This window comes from Rathayibacter sp. PhB127 (genome assembly GCF_003751665.1).
Classification (GTDB): domain Bacteria; phylum Actinomycetota; class Actinomycetes; order Actinomycetales; family Microbacteriaceae; genus Rathayibacter; species Rathayibacter festucae.
The window spans coordinates 1,004,755-1,021,109 of sequence record NZ_RKHW01000001.1; the positions used below are offsets into that span (position 1 = coordinate 1,004,755).

A 16,355-nucleotide genomic window follows, 5' to 3' on the forward strand; every position below is an offset into this window, starting at 1 on the left:
AGCCGCCGACGACCTGTGCCGGGATGGAGATTCCCTCAGGAACGCGAGCGGCTCAGGCGAAGAGCCCCGACCCCACGTAGTCGCTCTCGTCGCGCACGCCCGGCGGGACGGCGAAGACCGCCGAACCCACGTGCTTGATGTACTCGTTGAGCGCATCGGTCGCGAGGTTCCTCTGCACGGTGATGAACTGCTCCGGCGACCGCTGGAACGAGAGGAAGAAGAGCCCCGCGTTCAGCCGCCCGAGCTCGTCGTTCCCGTCGACGAAGTTGTAGCCGCGGCGCAGCAGCCGGACGCCGTTGTTGACGGTCGGGTGCGCGAGCCGCACGTGCGACTCCTGGTCGACCAGCGGCACGCCGGTCGCTCCTGCCGCCTCGAAGTCGGGCTCCGTGAACTCGCCGCCGCCCGAGAGCGGGGCGCCGGAGCCCTTGCTCCGGCCGATCACGCGCTCCTGCTCGCCGAGCTGGCTGCGGTCCCAGGTCTCGATGATCATCCGGATCTTGCGCGCGACGAGGTAGCTGCCGCCCGCGAGCCAGGCCGGGCCGTCGGCGTCCTGCACCCAGACGTGCTCCTGCACGGCGTCCGGCTCCTCGGACTTGATGTTGGCCGTGCCGTCCTTGAAGCCGAAGAGGTTCCGCGGAGTCGCCTGCGCCGTCGAGGTGGAGGAGGTGCGGCCGAACCCGAGCTGGGACCAGCGCAGCGAGGCGCGGCCGAAGGCGATGCGGCTGAGGTTGCGGATCGCGTGCACCGCGACCTGCGGGTCGTCGGCGCACGCCTGGATGCAGAGGTCGCCGCCGCCCGCGGTCGGCACCAGCGCGTCGCCGCGGAACCGGGGGAGCGCCGCGAGCTCGGCCGGCCGCCGGTCGGCGAGGCCGAAGCGGTCGGCGCCCGACTCGTCGGTGAAGAGCGTCGGCCCGAAGCCGAAGGTCAGCGTGAGCGAGGACGCGTCGAGGCCGAGCGCCTCGCCGGTGTCGTCCGGCGGCGCCGTGTCCGGGCCGCCGACGGCGCCCTCCTCGCTGACGTCGAGCCCCTGCGTGAGGCGGGCGGCCGCGAGGGTCCAGTCCTGCAGCAGTTCGATCAGGTCGTCGCGGGTCGCCGTGGAGGCCAGGTCGAACGCCGCGAAGTGCAGCCGGTCCTGCGCGGCCGTCGTGATCCCGGCCTGGTTCGCGCCGAAGAACGGCACGACGCGCGTCGCGGCGGAGGAGGCGCTCGCGCTGGTCGCCGAGGTGACGGCGACGGTCCCGCCGATCCCCGCGGCGAGGCCCGCGGTCCCTGCCGAGACGAGGCCGAGCAGCCCGCGCCGCGAGAGGCGGCGGGGCTGCTCGGCGCTCGGGCCCGGGTCGGTGCCGGGGTCGGCGCTGTTCTGCTCGGGCTCCACTACTCCGCGGGCTCCTCGACGCCGAGCACCGTGTGCGTGAGCTGCGAGAGCGGCTCGGACAGGGCGTTCACCTGGTCGGAGAGCTCCTTCTTCTGCTCGGCGGTGACGCTCGAGTAGGCGACGAAGCCGGAGTCGAGCGAGCCGTACTGCGCGAGCATCGCGTCGAGCTCGGCGAAGCGCTGTCCGATCTCGGCGGTCAGCGCCGCGCCGTCCTCGCCGGAGGCGGTCGCGATCGGCTCGACGTTGCCGAAGGCCACCTCCGCGCCCTGCACGTTCGCGGCGAAGTCGGTCAGGTCGGTGCCCGACCACCAGTCCTCCTCACCGGTGATCTTGCCGGCGGCGACCTCGTCGAGCAGGCCGATCGCGCCGTTCGAGATGTCGCCGACCGAGACGGTGAAGTCGGGTGCGGCGACGAGGTCGTAGAGGTCCTGCACGTCCGAGACGAGCCCGTCGGCGAACGCGGTGCGCTGCTCCGGGGTCGACGGCGCCCAGTCGAGCCAGGCGCTCGTGCCGTCGGAGTTCAGCGCGTCGGCGGCGGGGACCCAGAGGTCCTTCTCGATGCGGTGGAATCCGGTCCATTCCAGTCCCTCCGCGACGGCGTCCACCTCGCGGTAGTCGATCTTCGGGTCGAGGTCGCCGAACGCCTCGGCGGTCGGCTCGATGCGCTCGTAGAAGACGCGGGTCGCGGCGAAGAGGCTGCGCGCCTTCTCGTCGTCGCCGGCCGCGTACGCGTCGGCGAAGGCCGTCACGGCGGGCAGCAGCTCGCCCGACTGCGACTGCACGTAGGAGACGTAGTTGGTGACGGCGGCCTCGGTCGCGGCCTGCTCGTCGGCCGACTGCTCGGTCGCCTCGCCGGTCACGGTGAACTCGGCGAGCCCGACGGGAGCGCCGACCTGCTGGAACTTGCAGGCCGTGTAGTAGGTGCCGGGCTCGAGCTGGGCGACGTAGGAGACGCTCTGCCCGGGGGTGACGTTCTCCTTCTCGCCCACGATGCGCAGCTTGTCCTCTGCGAGGATCTCGAACTCGTTGACGTCCGATCCGGTGTTCTCGAGCGCGAAGGTGACCGCACCCGCCTCGGCCGTGGCGGCGGACACCGCGCAGGCCCCGTCGTCGATCGCGACGTCGAGGGCCGCGGCGGAGGAGGCGGCCGGGGTGTTCGGCACGCAGCCGGTGAGGAGCAGGGCGAGAGCGCCGGCGCCGGCGAGGCCGGAGGCGACGCGGGGAAGGCGGGGTCGAGTGCGCGGGGGCATGGTTCTCCTGGTGGTGGGAGGTCGTTCCGGCGGTGCCGGGGCGGGATCAGACGGAGGTTGCGACGGGAGCGGCGACCGGGGCCGCGCTGCCCCGTCGCGGCCGGCGGGAGCGGACCTGGCGGACGAAGAGGGATCCGACGACGACGAGGTACAGCAGCCAGGCCGAGAACTGCAGCGCCGTCGGCTCGGGCGTGTAGTTGAAGAGCCCGCCGAGGATCGCGGCGACCGGCGCCGGCAGGATCGGACCCAGGTCGAACAGCGGGGTGCCCGAGCCGGGCAGCAGCGCCGCCTCCTGCAGGTCGCCGACGCCGTAGAGCAGCACGCCGGCCGCGACGACGATGAGGAAGCCGCCCGTCCAGGTGAAGAAGCGGCCGAGATCTATCCGGACGAAGCCGCGGAAGATCAGGTAGGAGGCGACGACCGCGCTGAGGATGCCGAGGAACGCGCCGACCGTGCCGACCCAGGCGTCCGAGTCGGAGGAGGCGCTGCTCGAGGAGACGCTCGCCCAGACGAACAGCGCGGTCTCGATCCCCTCGCGGCCGACGCTGACGAAGCCGAGCACGACGATCCCGAGGGCGGAGCCGCTGACCGCCGCGTCCAGCTTGGACTCGAGCTCGCCCTTCAGGCTGCGGGCGTTCGCGCCCATCCAGAAGATCATCCAGGTGACGAGGCCGACGGCGAGCAGCGAGAGGCCGCCGCCGAGGAGCTCCTGCGCGGTGAAGCTGAGGCCGTAGGGGCCCCAGGTGAGGATCGCGCCGGTGACGAGGGAGAGGACGACCGCGGCGGCGATGCCCGTCCAGAGCCGGGGGAGCACGTCGCGCCGCTGCAGCTTGGTCAGGTACGCGACGAGGATGCCGACGACGAGCCCGGCTTCGAGGCCTTCACGGAGGCCGATGAGGTAGTTTGCGAGCACGTGTGTTCTCTTCGTCGTCTGCACGGGAGGACGGTGCGAAGCCCACCCCCGGGCCGCATCCTCAGGTAAGCCTTGCCTAACCCGTGGACGACTGTAGTGGCCATCCGGTCGTGTGTCCACACAGGACGCCGGGCGTGCGATGTGCGGCGCCGGGCAGCCGGTCGGAGGCGCTTCGGGCGGGGCCGCGCGGCGGAACGAGAGCACACGACGGACGAGAGGCGGAGAGTGGACGCGAGTCGAGACGGCGCAGGCGAGCGGGTCGTGGCGGTGCACGCCCATCCCGACGACGAGACCATCACGATGGGCGGGACCCTCGCGCGACTCGTCGCGGACGGCGCCGCGGTCACCGTCGTCACCGCGACGCGCGGCGAGTGCGGCGAGGTCATCCCGCCCGATCTCGCGCACCTCGAGGGCTCGGACGAGCTCGCCGCGCACCGCACCACCGAGCTGGTCGTCGCCCTGACCGCCCTCGGCGTCGCCGATCACCGCTTCCTCGGCGACCCGGCCGCCCGCGCCGCAGGCCTCGCCCCGCGGGTCTACCGCGACTCCGGCATGCAGTGGGGCCCGGGCCGAGTGCCCGTCCCGCTCGAGCCGGTCGACCCGCGCTCCTTCACCTCCGCGCCGCAGGAGGAGGCGATCGCCGACCTCGTCGCCGTCCTCGTGCAGACCGGCGCGACCCTCGTGCTCTCCTACGACGTCGGCGGGGGCTACGGCCATCCCGACCACATCCGCGCCGCCCTGATCGCCTCGACGGCCGCCGAGCGGCTCGGACTGCGCTACCTCGCCGTCCTGCCCGAGGCCGTCGCCGAGCAGCCCGGTGACGTCGCGATCGAGCTCGACGACAGCGACTACGCCCGCAAGCGCGCGGCGCTCGAGGCGCACCGCACGCAGCTCGTCGTCGACGGCGACGAGCTGCGGCTCTCGAGCGGCCCGGCGTTCCCGATCGGCCGCCTCGAGCGCTTCCGCCCCGAGGGTGCGCCGACGCCGCCGGAGCCGGTCGCCGAGGAGCGGCCCGATCTCGGCACCCGCATCGTCTCGGGCCTGCTCTCGGTGCTGACCGGCGCGGTGGTCGGTGCGATCACGACCGTCGCGCACCAGAGCACCGTGACCGTCGGCGATGCGGAGCTCCCGGTCGGCCTCGCCGTGTCGCTGGCCGCCGTGCTGCTCCTGCTGCTCGGCCTCCGTCTCGTGATGGTGGACCGCTTCGTCGCCTTCTGCACCGCGATGGGCCTGCTCGGCGCGATCGGGCTGCTGGCCCTCCGCAGCACCGGCGGCTCGGTCCTCGTGCCGGCCAACGGCCTCGGCGTGGTCTGGACCTTCGCCCCCGCGCTGATCGCCCTCGTGGTGATCGCCTGGCCGCGTGTCCGCCCGCCGTCCCGCCCCGCTCCGGCGGAACCGGCGGCCGACAGCACCGCCCCGCCGCTCCCCGTACGATAGAGAACACTGTTCGAAGGGACGTCCACGACCGTGACCTACGTGATCGCACTTCCGTGCGTCGATGTCAAAGACCGCGCCTGCATCGACGAATGCCCGGTCGACTGCATCTACGAAGGCGAGCGCTCGCTCTACATCCACCCCGACGAGTGCGTCGACTGCGGGGCGTGCGAGCCGGTGTGCCCCGTCGAGGCCATCTACTACGAGGACGACCTCCCCGAGGAGTGGTCCGACTACTACAAGGCCAACGTCGAGTTCTTCGACGAGATCGGCTCGCCCGGCGGTGCCGCGAAGGTCGGAGTGATCGCGAAGGACCACCCGGTCATCGCCGTCCTCCCGCCGCAGAGCCACTGAGCGCGCGTCCGTGTCACTCGGACCGCTGCCGGACTACCCCTGGGACCTGATGGGTCCCGCCACCCGGGTCGCCTCCGCGCACCCCGGCGGCCTCGTCGACCTCTCCATCGGCTCGCCCGTCGACCCGACGCCGGAGCCGATCCGCGAGGCGCTCGCCCGGGCGACGGACGCCCACGCCTACCCGACCACGGTCGGCACGCCCGCCCTGCGCGAGGCGATCGCCGCCTGGTACGCCCGGCGCCGGGGGGTCCCGGGTCTCGGGCTCGACGAAGTGCTGCCGACGATCGGCTCGAAGGAGCTCGTCGCCTGGCTGCCGTTCCTGCTCGGTCTCGGTGAGGGCGACGTCGTCGTCCACCCGCGCGCCGCCTACCCGACCTACGCGATGGGCGCCGCGATCGCCGGAGCCTCGGTGCTGGCGTCCGACGATCCCGACGAGTGGCCGGCCGAGACGCGCCTCGTCTGGCTGAACTCGCCCGGCAACCCCGACGGCGCCGTGCTCGACGTCGACGCCCTGAGACGCGCGGTCGACCGGGCGCGCGAGCTGGGCGCCGTGGTCGCGGGCGACGAGTGCTACGCCGAGCTCGGCTGGGACGGCCGCTGGGCAGACGAGCCGATCCCGAGCGTCCTCGATCCCCGCGTGGCGGGCGAGGACCGCCGCGGCGTGCTCGGCGTCTACTCCCTCAGCAAGCAGTCCAACCTGGCCGGCTACCGCGCCGCGTTCGTCGCGGGCGACCGCGAGCTGATCGCTCGGCTCGTCACCGTGCGCAAGCACGCCGGGATGATCGTCCCCGCACCGCTGCAGGAGGCGATGGTCGTCGCTCTCGCCGACGACGGCCACGTGGCCGAGCAGAAGGAGCGCTACCGCGCCCGGCGCGACCTCCTGCGCCCGGCGCTCGAGGCCGCCGGCTTCCGCGTCGACTGCAGCGAGGCGGGCCTCTACCTCTGGGCGACCGAGGGGCGGCCGGCCTGGGAGTCGATCGACAGGCTCGCGCGCCTGGGGATCCTCGCCGGGCCCGGCGTCTTCTACGGCGACCACTTCACCGAGCACGTCCGCCTCTCGCTGACGGCGACGGACGAGCGCATCGCGGCGGCCGCCGAGCGGCTCGCCGGCGGTCTCTGACCCCGCGCGCACCCCGTTCCTGAAGGATCTCCACAAGGGACGGGGGCGAGCACTGGGCGATGTCACAGTGCCCCCGCTTTGCCCATAGGCTGTATGCGGTTCGGTCAGTGTCGCCACAAACGGCCCTGGGTCCGGCCAGTTCCAGCCCCGGCGCCGCCCGCTCCGCGCGAGCGCACCCGGGTGCGACCGATGACCTGGGAGGCGTTGTGACCGAATCCGGCACGCAGAGCGACGGAACCGCGACGGTGGAGACACCCGAGCCCGCCACGGAGAGTGCGCCGGCCGCGGCCGAGGTCCTGCCCGAGAAGGTGACGCTCACGTTCGGTGATCGCACCGCGGAGTTCCCGGTCCTGCGCAGCGTCGACGGCTCCTCGAGCATCGACTTCTCGACCCTGTCGAAGCAGACCGGTCTGATGTCGCTCGACTACGGCTTCGTCAACACGGCCGCCACGAAGTCGAGCATCACCTACATCGACGGCGACGAGGGGATCCTGCGCTACCGCGGCTACCCGATCGAGGAGGTCGCGACGAACGCGACGTACCTCGAGGTGGCCTGGCTGCTGATCTACGGCGAGCTGCCCACCGCGGACGAGCTCGCCGGCTTCGACGACCGCATCCGCCGGCACACGCTGCTGCACGAGGACCTCAAGCGCTTCTTCGACGCGCTGCCGCACAGCGCGCACCCGATGTCGGTCCTCTCGGCCGGCGTCTCCGCGCTGTCGACCTACTACGAGGACAGCTCGAACCCGAAGGACCCGGAGGCGGTCGAGCTGACCACCATCCGCCTGCTCGCGAAGCTGCCGGTGATGGCGGCGTACGCGCACAAGAAGGCGATCGGCCAGGCGTTCCTCTACCCGGACAACTCGCTGAGCTTCGTCGACAACTTCCTCCGCCTGAACTTCGGCACCATGGCCGAGCCGTTCGAGGTGGACCCGGTGCTCTCCAAGGCGCTCGACCGCCTGCTGATCCTGCACGAGGACCACGAGCAGAACGCCTCGACCTCCACCGTCCGCCTCGTCGGCTCGACCGAGGCGAACCTCTACGCGTCGGTCTCGGCCGGCATCAACGCCCTGTTCGGCCCGCTGCACGGCGGCGCGAACGAGGCCGTGCTGACGATGCTCGGCCGCATCCGCGAGTCGGGCGAGAGCGTCCAGACCTTCGTCGAGCGGGTGAAGAACAAGGAGGAGGGCGTCCGCCTGATGGGCTTCGGCCACCGGGTCTACAAGAACTACGACCCGCGCGCGAAGCTCGTCAAGGAGAGCGCCTCCGAGGTGCTGCAGGCGCTCGGCGTCAAGGACCCGCTGCTCGACATCGCGATGGAGCTCGAGGCCCTCGCCCTGGAGGACGACTACTTCAAGGAGCGTCGCCTCTACCCGAACGTCGACTTCTACACCGGCGTCATCTATAAGGCGATGGGCTTCCCGACCCGGATGTTCACCGTTCTCTTCGCCATCGGCCGCCTGCCCGGCTGGATCGCGCACTGGCGCGAGATGAACACCGACAAGCAGACCAAGATCGGCCGCCCCCAGCAGCTCTACACGGGAGCCCCCGAGCGCCACTGGCCCACCGACCGCTGACCCGGTCCGGGGAGCCCGCTCCGCGGGCCCCCATTGCCCGCGCAGCGGGCGCATCATGCTGGTCGAGCAGCCCGCTTGCGGGCACCTCATGCTGGTCGAGTAGCCCGCTTGCGGGCGTATCGAGACCCGCCGTCTGCAGATGGCGGGTCTCGCTACGCCGCGTTCCGCGGCCATTCGACCAGCAGGCGCCTCGCCCCCGCGTCAGGCGTGCAGAGCCGTGTTCAGCTCGATGCCGGCTCCGGTGCGGGGGAGCACCTCGACCGCGCCGGTGAGCGAGTTGCGGCGGAAGAGCAGGTTCGGCACTCCCGAGAGCTCGACGGCCTTCACCGTCTGCGGCCGACCGTCGGCGCGCGGGGCGCCGCCGACGACGACGACCTTCGTGCCCGCCGTGACGTAGAGCCCGGCCTCGACGACGGTGTCGTCGCCGATCGAGATGCCGATGCCGGAGTTCGCGCCGAGCAGCGCCCGCGCGCCGATCGACACGCGCTGCACGCCACCGCCGGAGAGCGTCCCCATGATCGAGGCGCCGCCGCCGATGTCCGAGCCGTCGCCGACGACGACGCCCTGCGAGATGCGGCCCTCGACCATCGAGCTGCCGAGCGTCCCGGCGTTGAAGTTGACGAACCCCTCGTGCATGACCGTCGTGCCGGGAGCGAGGTGCGCGCCCAATCGCACCCGCGACGTGTCCGCGATGCGCACCTTCGCCGGCGTGACGTAGTCGGTCAGTCGCGGGAACTTGTCGATCCCCGCGGCCTGGATCCCGTGGCGCCGCAGCGACGGACGCAGCCGGGTGAACGAGTCCGGCGCGACGGGCCCGGCGTTCGTCCACACGACGTTCGGCAGGTGCGCGAAGATCCCGTCGAGGTTCACGGTGTTCGGCTGGACGAGCAGGTGCGAGAGCAGGTGCAGCCGCAGGTACGCGTCGGAGGTCGAGGCCGGCGCGCTCTGCAGGTCGATCTGCAGCGTCACCACGTCGATCCGCACCTCGCGCCGCGCGTCCTCGCCGGCGAGGGACTCGAACTCCGCCGGCACGATCCACGGGTCGCGGCCCGCGGGGATCGTGCCCAGCCGCGGCTCGGGGAACCAGGTGTCGAGGACGGTGCCGTCCGAGGCGATCGTCGCCAGTCCGTAGCCCCAGGCGGAGGCGGGCGCAGGCACGGCGGAGTCAGCGGTGTTCTGGGGGCTCATGTCGCCCAGGGTAGCGCGCACGATCCGGCCGGTACCCTGGGGCGCATGGCCGTACCGACCTCCGCCCCGGCGCCCGTCGCGCCCCTCGATCTGCGCTCGGATCCGATCGCGCTGACCCGCGTGCTCTGCGACGTCCCCTCCGTCTCCGGCGACGAGCTGGCGCTGGCCGACGCGGTGCAGCTCGCCCTCGAGCAGTACCCGCACCTCGAGGTGATCCGCGACGGCCACACCGTGGTCGCCCGGACGAACCTCGGGCGCGAGCAGCGCGTCGTCGTCGCCGGCCACCTCGACACCGTCCCGATCAATGACAACCTCCCGGTGCGCGCCGAGACGATCGACGGCGTCGAGCACCTCGTCGGCCGCGGCACGACCGACATGAAGGCCGGCGTCGCCGTCCAGCTGGTCCTCGCCGCCGAGCTGACCGATCCGGTCGTCGACGTGACCTGGATCTGGTACGACAACGAGGAGGTCGCCTCCGACCTCAACGGCCTCGGCCGCCTCTCCCGCCACCGCCCTGACGTCTTCGCCGCCGACTTCGCGGTGCTCGGCGAGCCGACGCGGGGCGAGGTCGAGGGCGGCTGCAACGGCACCCTCCGCGTCGACGTGACGACGCACGGCCGCCGCGCGCACTCCGCCCGCAGCTGGGTCGGCGAGAACGCGATCCACGCCGCCGCCCCGATCCTCGACCGGCTCGCCGCCTACGAGCCGCGCGAGGTCGAGGTCGAGGGCCTCGTCTACCGCGAGGGCGTCAATGCGGTCCGCATCAGCGGGGGAGTGGCCGGCAACGTGATCCCCGATCTCTGCACGGTGCACGTCAACTACCGCTTCGCGCCCAGCCGCACCGGCGAGGAGGCGGTCGCCCACCTCCGCGAGCTGTTCGAGGGCTTCGAGCTCGAGGTCGTCGATCTGGCGGAGGGCGCGCGCCCCGGGCTCGACGCCCCGCTGGCGCAGGCGTTCATCGCCGCGGTCGGCGCGGAGGCGAAGCCCAAGTACGGCTGGACCGACGTCGCCCGCTTCTCGGCGATGGGCATCCCCGCCGTCAACTACGGCCCCGGCGACCCGCTCAAGGCGCACGCCGACGACGAGCACGTCGCCGTGCACGAGATCACCGCCTGCACCGAGGGCCTCCGCCGCTGGCTGAGCGGCTCCGCGTGAGCGCCGTCCTCACCGGGCTCCCGGTCCGCCGCCGCGCGCAGCTGCGCCTCGTCCCCTGGTGGGCGCGCGTCCTCGCGGTCTTCGTCCTCACCCGCATCGTGACGACCGTGATCATGCTCCAGTTCGCCGCGAATCAGCAGGCGAACTCGTGGACCGGCCCGTCACCCGCCTATGTCGACTTCGCGACGATGTGGGACGGCCGCTGGTACGAGATCATCGCGACCGCCGGCTATCCGACCGAGCTGCCCGTGACCGAGGCCGGGGAGATCGGCGAGAACGCCTGGGCGTTCATGCCGCTCTACCCGGTCGTCGTGCGCCTGCTGATGGTGCTGACCGGGCTCGGCTGGGCCACCGCGGGCGTCGCCGTCTCGGTGATCTGCGCGGCCGTCACCTGCCTGGTGCTCTACCGGCTGATGCGGCACTCGCTGAGCGAGTCGCAGTCCCTCGTCGCCGTGCTGTTCTTCTGCGTCGCGCCCACCTCGCCGATGCTGCAGATCGCCTACGCCGAGTCGATGGCGATGATGCTGACCGCGATCGTGCTGCTGCTGCTCGTCCGGCGCCGGTACGCCTGGGTCTTCCCGACCGTGCTCGCGCTCGGGCTGACGCGCCCGAGCGGGCTGGCCTTCGCCGCGGCGATGGGCCTCTACGTCCTCTACCGGTTCGTCCGGCGCGCGAAGGAGCCGTTCCCGCGGTCCGACGCCGTGCCCGCGGTCGCGCTGACGGTCTGGGGCCTCGTGGTCGGCTTCCTGTGGCCGGCCGTCGCCTGGGCGGTCACCGGCTCGCCGACGGCTTACACCGACACCGAGCTGGCCTGGCGAGCCTCCTACATCGGCTACCAGGAGCTGTTCCCCTTCACCTCCTGGTTCCAGGGCGGCGCGTGGTGGGGCGGCTGGTGGTTCGGCGCGCCGATGCTCGGCATCGCGCTGGTCGTCGTCCTCGTGCTGCTGTTCGTCGGCATCCTGGCCTCGCCCTGGACGCGGCGGCTGGACCTCTTCAGCCGCGCGTGGGTCGCGGGCTACGGCGTCTACCTCTTCGCCTTCTTCTTCCCGCAGTCGAGCACGTTCCGCCTGCTGGGCCCGATGTTCCCGCTGGTCGGAGCGCTCGCGGTGCCGCGCTCGCCCCTGTTCCGGAGCGGGCTGGTGATCGTCTCGATCGCCGGCCAGATCGGCTGGATCACCATCGGCTGGGCCGTCGACGGCTACGACTGGACGCCGCCGTGATCGACGCCGTGTTTCCGCGGAAGGCCGCCGATTTCGTCCCTGGCGCGGATGCACGATAATAGACGGATACGTCACGAAAGGGGAACTCTATGGCGGCCATGAAGCCGAGGACCGGAGACGGACCGATGGAGGCTGTTAAGGAGGGGCGACTCATCGTCGTGCGCGTTCCGCTCGAAGGCGGCGGACGCCTCGTCGTCTCAGTCAACGATGCAGAGGCGAAAGAACTCCACGACGCTCTCGCGTCGGTGGTGACTCCAGCCTGACCCACCAGCACCGTCGAGAACGCCCGCCGCATCCGATGCGGCGGGCGTTCCCTCGTTCCCGGGGTCGGCTCGGTGCTAGGCGCGGCGCTTGTTCGCCTGGAGCAGCCCGTCGCCGATCGGCGACAGCACGCTGACCACGGCGGGGGAGCCGCAGACCTCGGCGACCAGCGTGCGGAAGGCGGAGGCGATCTCGTCCCGCTGCGCCGGGTTCGAGACGCGGCCGCGCCAGAGCGCGTGCGGCACGAGCACCGTGCCGCCGACGCGGACCAGGCGCAGCGCGTGCTCGACGTTCTCGATGACCTGCAGCGGGTCGCCGTCGACGAAGACGATGTCGTAGGAGTTCTCGTTCATCCGGGGGAGCACCTCGAGGGCGCGTCCCGGGATCAGGCGCAGGCGGTTCGGCGAGATGCCGGCCTCGTGGAACTGGGCGCGCGCGTGCTGCTGGTGCACCGCCTCCGAGTCGATCGAGGTCAGCATCGCCTCCGGAGCACCGTCGAGCAGCCAGAGTCCGCTCACCCCGGTGCCGGTGCCGATCTCGATGATCGACGTCGCCCGGGCGGCCGCCGCGACGAGGGCGGACTGCGCGCCGATCGAGGGCGCGATCGCGTCGATGCCCAGCTCGACGGCGAGCCGCCGGGCGGAGGCGATCGCCTCGGGCTCGACGACGGCGTCCTCGGCGTACTTCCAGTTGGCATCCTTGTCGGACACGGGTGGGCTCCTCTGGTGGTGGTCGCGGCGGGCGGATCGCGCCTGCGCATCGCCAGGGTACGGGGGTCCGCGCGGTCGTCGGCGCAGGCGCGGCGGACTAGGGTGGTCCCGTGTTCGGTTTGACGTTCGACAAGCTCCTCATCATCGGAGTCATCGCCGTCTTCGTGCTGGGCCCTGACCGCCTCCCCTACTACGCCTCGCAGCTCGCTGCGCTGGTGCGGAAGGTCCGCGGATTCGCCACGCAGGCGCGCGAGCGCGTGAAGGACGAGATGGGTGACGAGTTCGACGAGGTCGACTGGCGCAAGCTCGATCCGCGGCAGTACGACCCGCGGCGCATCATCCGCGACGCCCTGCTCGAGGACGAGCCGGCCCCCACGGTCAAACCGCCCTCCGCGGTCTCCGCGCCCGTCACCGCGGGTGGCGGCGCCTCCACGGCGGACAGCTACTACACGACGATGAAGCGCTCGGCCGGAGCCGGCGAGCTCTCGACGGTGGCGCCCCCGCCCATCGACCTCGAAGCCACCTGACCCGCGCCCGTCGGCCGGAGTGCTGACGACGGTGGGTCTCGATACGCCCCTGCGGGGCTACTCGACCAGCATGAATGCACGCCCCTGCGGGGCTACTCGACCAGCGTGGGTGGTGGAGGCCCGGCACTGCATGCTGGTCGAGTAGGCCGCGCAGTGGGCGTATCGGGACCCGCTCAGGCCGGAGCATGCGGCGAAGGCCTCAGCCGACCGACATCGGGAGGCGGCGGCCCGTCAGACCGCGCGGGCGCGAGGCGAGCATCTGAGCCAGTTCCGTGATCGCGACGGCGGCCGGGTCCTCCGGATCGCCGATGACGACCGGCAGGCCGTCGTCGCCGCCCGCGCGCAGCGCCACGCTGATCGGCAGCGAGGCGAGCAGCGGCACGTCCTCACCGCTCGCGCTGAGCCGGCGGGCCACCTCGGCCCCGCCGCCGCTGCCGAAGAGCTCGAGCACGGACCCGTCGGGCTGCGGCAGCCCGGACATGTTCTCGACCACGCCGACGATCCGCTGCCCCGACTGCCGGGCGAGCGCACCGCTGCGCTCCGCCACATCGGCGGCAGCCGGCTGCGGAGTCGTCACGATCAGCACCTCCGCGTGCGGCAGGAGCTGGCCGATCGAGATCGCGACGTCGCCCGTGCCCGGTGGCAGGTCGAGCAGCAGCACGTCCAGGTCGCCGAAGTACACGTCGGTGAGGAACTGCGAGATGGTGCGGTGCAGCATCGGCCCGCGCCAGGAGACGGCCGCGCCGCGGGTGTCTCCCTCGAGGAACATCCCGATCGAGATCACCTTCACGCCGTGGGCGACCGGGGGGAGCATCAGCTCGCCGACCCGCGTCGGCCCCGCGACGCGGCCGTCGTGCATGAGGCCGAGCAGCCCCGGGATGGAGAAGCCGTGCACGTCGGCGTCGACCAGCCCGACCGCGAGTCCGCGCCGGGCCAGAGCCACCGCGAGATTCGCGGTGACCGTGGACTTGCCGACCCCGCCCTTGCCGCTCGTCACCGCGTAGACCCGCGTCAGCGAGTCCGGGCCGAACGGCATCTCGCGCCGCCCGCCGCGCAGCCGCTCGGTCAGAGCCGTGCGCTGCGCCGGCGTCATCACGCCGACCTCGACCTGCACGGCGCCGACGCCTGCAGCCGATTCGGCTGCGGCGCGCACGTCGCGCTCGATCGCGGACGCCGCGGGGCAGCCGACGATCGTCAGCCGGATCGCCACGGTCACCGCGCCGTCCTCGGCCACCGACACCGAGTCGACCATGTCGAGCTCGGTGATCGGCTTCCGGATCTCCGGATCGATGACTCGCGCCAGTGCGGCGAGGACCGCCTGCTCGAGAGCGGCGGGATCGACCGTGTCGGGCGTCGCCGGGTCAGGCATCGCGCCGCTCGCTCGCGGTCGACTCCGCCCGGTCCTTCTCGAGCTCCTCGACGAGGCTGCGCAGCTCGGAGCGGATGAAGTCCTTGCTCGCCATGTCGCGGATCGCCAGTCGCAGCGCGACGACCTCGCGGGCCAGGTACTCCGTGTCGGCCAGGTTGCGCTCGGCGCGCTGGCGGTCCTGCTCGATCTGCACGCGGTCGCGGTCGTCCTGGCGGTTCTGCGCGAGCAGCAGCAGGGGCGCCGCGTAGGAGGCCTGCAGCGACAGGATCAGCGTGAGCACCGTGAAGCCGAGGGCCTGGGAGTCGAAGCGCGACTCCTCCGGACCGTAGGTGTTGAACAGCAGCCAGAACACGCAGAAGATCGTCATGCCGACGAGGAACCACGGCGTGCCCATGCCGCGGGCGAACGACTCGGTCAGGCGGCCGAAGCGGTCGCTGCTCTGCCGGTTGCGCCGGGGGAGCACCCGCGTGCGCAGGCCCTTCGGAGCGTCGAGCCGTCGATCCTGCTTGGTGTCCCTAGCCACGCGCACCCCTCCGTCCTCGTCGTCCTGCCTTGAACCTGCCCGCCGCCGCCACCGGTGCCGGGATCGGTATGCCCTGGGTCGTCGTGCTCACCGGCACGCGCGGTTCGTCGTCGCCGTCGTGGCTGCGCCAGTCGTCGGGGAGGAGGTAGTCGAGCACGTCGTCGATCGTGACGACGCCGACCAGGCGGTGCGACTCGTCCACGACCGGCACCGAGACGAGGTTGTAGCTCGCGAGGATGCGGGCGACCTCGGCCGCGGAGGTGTCGGGCGTGATCGGGTCCAGGCTCTGATCGAGGAGGGTGCCGAGGCGCTCGTGCGGCGGGTAGCGGAGCATCCGCTGGAAGTGCACCATGCCGAGGAAGCGGCCGGTCGGCGGCTCGTAGGGCGGCAGGGTCACGCAGACCGCGGCGCCGAGCGCCGGAGCCAGCTCGTGGCGGCGGATCATCGCGAGACCCTCGGCCACGGTCGCCTCGGAGGAGACGATGATCGGCTCGGTCGTCATCAGTCCACCGGCCGACTCCGGGGCGTAGGAGAGCAGCATGCGGACGTCGTCCGCCTCCTCCGGCTCCATCAGGCCGAGGAGCGCCTCGCCGCGCTCGTCCGAGAGCTGCGCGATCAGGTCGGCCGCGTCGTCCGGCTGCATCTGGTCGAGGACGTCGGCCGCACGGTCGTCGTCGAGCCGGCCGAGGATCTCGACCTGCTCGCTCTCGGGCATCTCCTCGAGGACGTCGGCGAGCCGGTCGTCGGAGAGCTCGCCCGCGACCTCGAGCATCCGCTGCTGCGGCAGGTCGAGGAGCGTGCTGGCCAGGTCGGCGGGCTTGAGCTCGGCGAGGCTCGCCACGTACTGCTCGGCGGACTGCGCCTCGGTGGACACGCTCTCGCGGACCTCGCGCCAGCCGGCGAAGGTGGTGGCGCCCTTGGCGAACGGGGAGGGGCTGGTCTTGGGGCGGCGGACGAAGAGCTGTGCGAGCTCCCACTCGCCCGGCCCGACCTCCTCGATCGCGACGTCCTCGACGATCGCGTCGCCCGAGCCGTCGACGAAGGTCATCCTCCGGCCGAGCAGCTCGGCGATCACGCGGACCTCGCCGCCGCGCTGCTCGAAGCGGCGCACGTTGATCAGACCGGTGGTGATGATCTGCCCGCTGCCGATGCTGGTCACCCGTCCGATCGAGACGAAGACCCGGCGGCGGCCGGGGATCTCGACGACCAGGCCGACCACGCGCGGCGCGTCGTTCTGACGGGGGACGAGCAGGACGTCGCGGACCTTGCCGACGCGATCGCCCGCCGGGTCGAAGACGCTGCAACCGGCCAAGCGCGCTACGAAGACTCTGGCGGAACTCACGGCTACCAACCTAGACCCGGGCGCCCCTGCGGAAGCC

The 16,355-nt window shown here is 72.2% G+C and carries 16 protein-coding genes; 8 read left to right on the forward strand and 8 right to left on the reverse strand.

Annotated features, from left to right (window positions below; all coding sequences use genetic code 11):
• Window positions 1-52: 52 nt before the first annotated feature.
• From efeB to efeU, 3 genes are read right to left on the reverse strand one after another with little or no spacing between them, the layout of a single operon-like run.
• Window positions 53-1,375 (reverse strand): iron uptake transporter deferrochelatase/peroxidase subunit, encoded by a 1,323-nt coding sequence (efeB, locus tag EDF22_RS04900; protein ID WP_123702817.1) that lies wholly within the window; start codon window positions 1,373-1,375, stop codon window positions 53-55.
• Entirely contained in the window at window positions 1,375-2,625 is a 1,251-nt protein-coding gene (gene efeO, locus EDF22_RS04905) for an iron uptake system protein EfeO (protein ID WP_123702819.1), read from the reverse strand. The genes efeB and efeO overlap by 1 nt, the downstream gene beginning before the upstream one ends.
• Before the next feature lie 46 nt (window positions 2,626-2,671).
• Window positions 2,672-3,538: an iron uptake transporter permease EfeU gene (gene efeU, locus EDF22_RS04910; RefSeq protein ID WP_123702821.1), complete on the reverse strand. Its 867-nt coding sequence runs from the start codon at window positions 3,536-3,538 to the stop codon at window positions 2,672-2,674.
• Window positions 3,539-3,763: 225 nt separating this feature from the next.
• On the opposite strand from efeU, the gene EDF22_RS04915 reads away from it, so the two are divergent.
• The 4 genes from EDF22_RS04915 to EDF22_RS04930 all read left to right on the forward strand — a co-directional run bounded on the left by EDF22_RS04915 (window position 3,764) and on the right by EDF22_RS04930 (window position 8,023).
• Entirely contained in the window at window positions 3,764-4,975 is a 1,212-nt protein-coding gene (locus EDF22_RS04915; RefSeq protein WP_133961592.1) for a PIG-L family deacetylase, read from the forward strand.
• Window positions 4,976-5,005: 30 nt separating this feature from the next.
• On the forward strand, window positions 5,006-5,326 hold the full coding sequence (gene fdxA, locus EDF22_RS04920; RefSeq protein ID WP_085475430.1) for a ferredoxin: 321 nt from the start codon (window positions 5,006-5,008) through the stop codon (window positions 5,324-5,326).
• 10 nt (window positions 5,327-5,336) lie between these two features.
• Window positions 5,337-6,446, forward strand: a complete 1,110-nt coding sequence (gene dapC, locus EDF22_RS04925) for a succinyldiaminopimelate transaminase (RefSeq protein ID WP_123702824.1) — start codon at window positions 5,337-5,339, stop codon at window positions 6,444-6,446.
• 296 nt (window positions 6,447-6,742) lie between these two features.
• Complete coding sequence (locus EDF22_RS04930; protein WP_123445980.1) at window positions 6,743-8,023, forward strand: citrate synthase; 1,281 nt, start codon at window positions 6,743-6,745, stop codon at window positions 8,021-8,023.
• A 201-nt stretch (window positions 8,024-8,224) separates the two neighbouring features.
• Here the strand turns inward: EDF22_RS04930 and dapD are convergent, their stop codons facing one another.
• Window positions 8,225-9,211 carry a 2,3,4,5-tetrahydropyridine-2,6-dicarboxylate N-succinyltransferase gene (dapD, locus tag EDF22_RS04935; protein ID WP_123702826.1) on the reverse strand — a complete coding sequence of 329 codons (987 nt, stop codon included), beginning with the start codon at window positions 9,209-9,211 and terminating at the stop codon, window positions 8,225-8,227.
• Between the two features lie 45 nt (window positions 9,212-9,256).
• On the opposite strand from dapD, the gene dapE reads away from it, so the two are divergent.
• The 3 genes from dapE to EDF22_RS04950 all read left to right on the forward strand — a co-directional run bounded on the left by dapE (window position 9,257) and on the right by EDF22_RS04950 (window position 11,849).
• Window positions 9,257-10,366: a succinyl-diaminopimelate desuccinylase gene (gene dapE / locus EDF22_RS04940; RefSeq protein ID WP_123702828.1), complete on the forward strand. Its 1,110-nt coding sequence runs from the start codon at window positions 9,257-9,259 to the stop codon at window positions 10,364-10,366.
• Window positions 10,363-11,586 carry a hypothetical protein gene (locus EDF22_RS04945; RefSeq protein WP_260303294.1) on the forward strand — a complete coding sequence of 408 codons (1,224 nt, stop codon included), beginning with the start codon at window positions 10,363-10,365 and terminating at the stop codon, window positions 11,584-11,586. Before dapE ends, EDF22_RS04945 begins: the two co-directional genes overlap by 4 nt.
• Before the next feature lie 89 nt (window positions 11,587-11,675).
• Entirely contained in the window at window positions 11,676-11,849 is a 174-nt protein-coding gene (locus tag EDF22_RS04950; protein ID WP_077221916.1) for a DUF3117 domain-containing protein, read from the forward strand.
• 75 nt (window positions 11,850-11,924) lie between these two features.
• Here EDF22_RS04950 and EDF22_RS04955 read toward each other — a convergent pair whose 3' ends face one another.
• On the reverse strand, window positions 11,925-12,557 hold the full coding sequence (locus tag EDF22_RS04955; protein WP_123702830.1) for an O-methyltransferase: 633 nt from the start codon (window positions 12,555-12,557) through the stop codon (window positions 11,925-11,927).
• A 110-nt stretch (window positions 12,558-12,667) separates the two neighbouring features.
• Between EDF22_RS04955 and EDF22_RS04960 the strand changes: the two genes are divergently transcribed.
• The gene (locus EDF22_RS04960) at window positions 12,668-13,084 is read left to right on the forward strand and encodes a Sec-independent protein translocase TatB (protein ID WP_123445460.1); all 417 of its coding nucleotides are present in this window, start codon (window positions 12,668-12,670) and stop codon (window positions 13,082-13,084) included.
• A 199-nt stretch (window positions 13,085-13,283) separates the two neighbouring features.
• Here EDF22_RS04960 and EDF22_RS04965 read toward each other — a convergent pair whose 3' ends face one another.
• From EDF22_RS04965 to EDF22_RS04975, 3 genes are read right to left on the reverse strand one after another with little or no spacing between them, the layout of a single operon-like run.
• Window positions 13,284-14,453 carry an Mrp/NBP35 family ATP-binding protein gene (locus tag EDF22_RS04965; RefSeq protein ID WP_123702832.1) on the reverse strand — a complete coding sequence of 390 codons (1,170 nt, stop codon included), beginning with the start codon at window positions 14,451-14,453 and terminating at the stop codon, window positions 13,284-13,286.
• The gene (locus tag EDF22_RS04970) at window positions 14,446-14,976 is read right to left on the reverse strand and encodes a DUF1003 domain-containing protein (protein ID WP_123704723.1); all 531 of its coding nucleotides are present in this window, start codon (window positions 14,974-14,976) and stop codon (window positions 14,446-14,448) included. Before EDF22_RS04970 ends, EDF22_RS04965 begins: the two co-directional genes overlap by 8 nt.
• On the reverse strand, window positions 14,969-16,318 hold the full coding sequence (locus tag EDF22_RS04975; RefSeq protein ID WP_123702834.1) for a magnesium transporter MgtE N-terminal domain-containing protein: 1,350 nt from the start codon (window positions 16,316-16,318) through the stop codon (window positions 14,969-14,971). Before EDF22_RS04975 ends, EDF22_RS04970 begins: the two co-directional genes overlap by 8 nt.
• Between the last annotated feature and the right edge of the window lie 37 nt (window positions 16,319-16,355).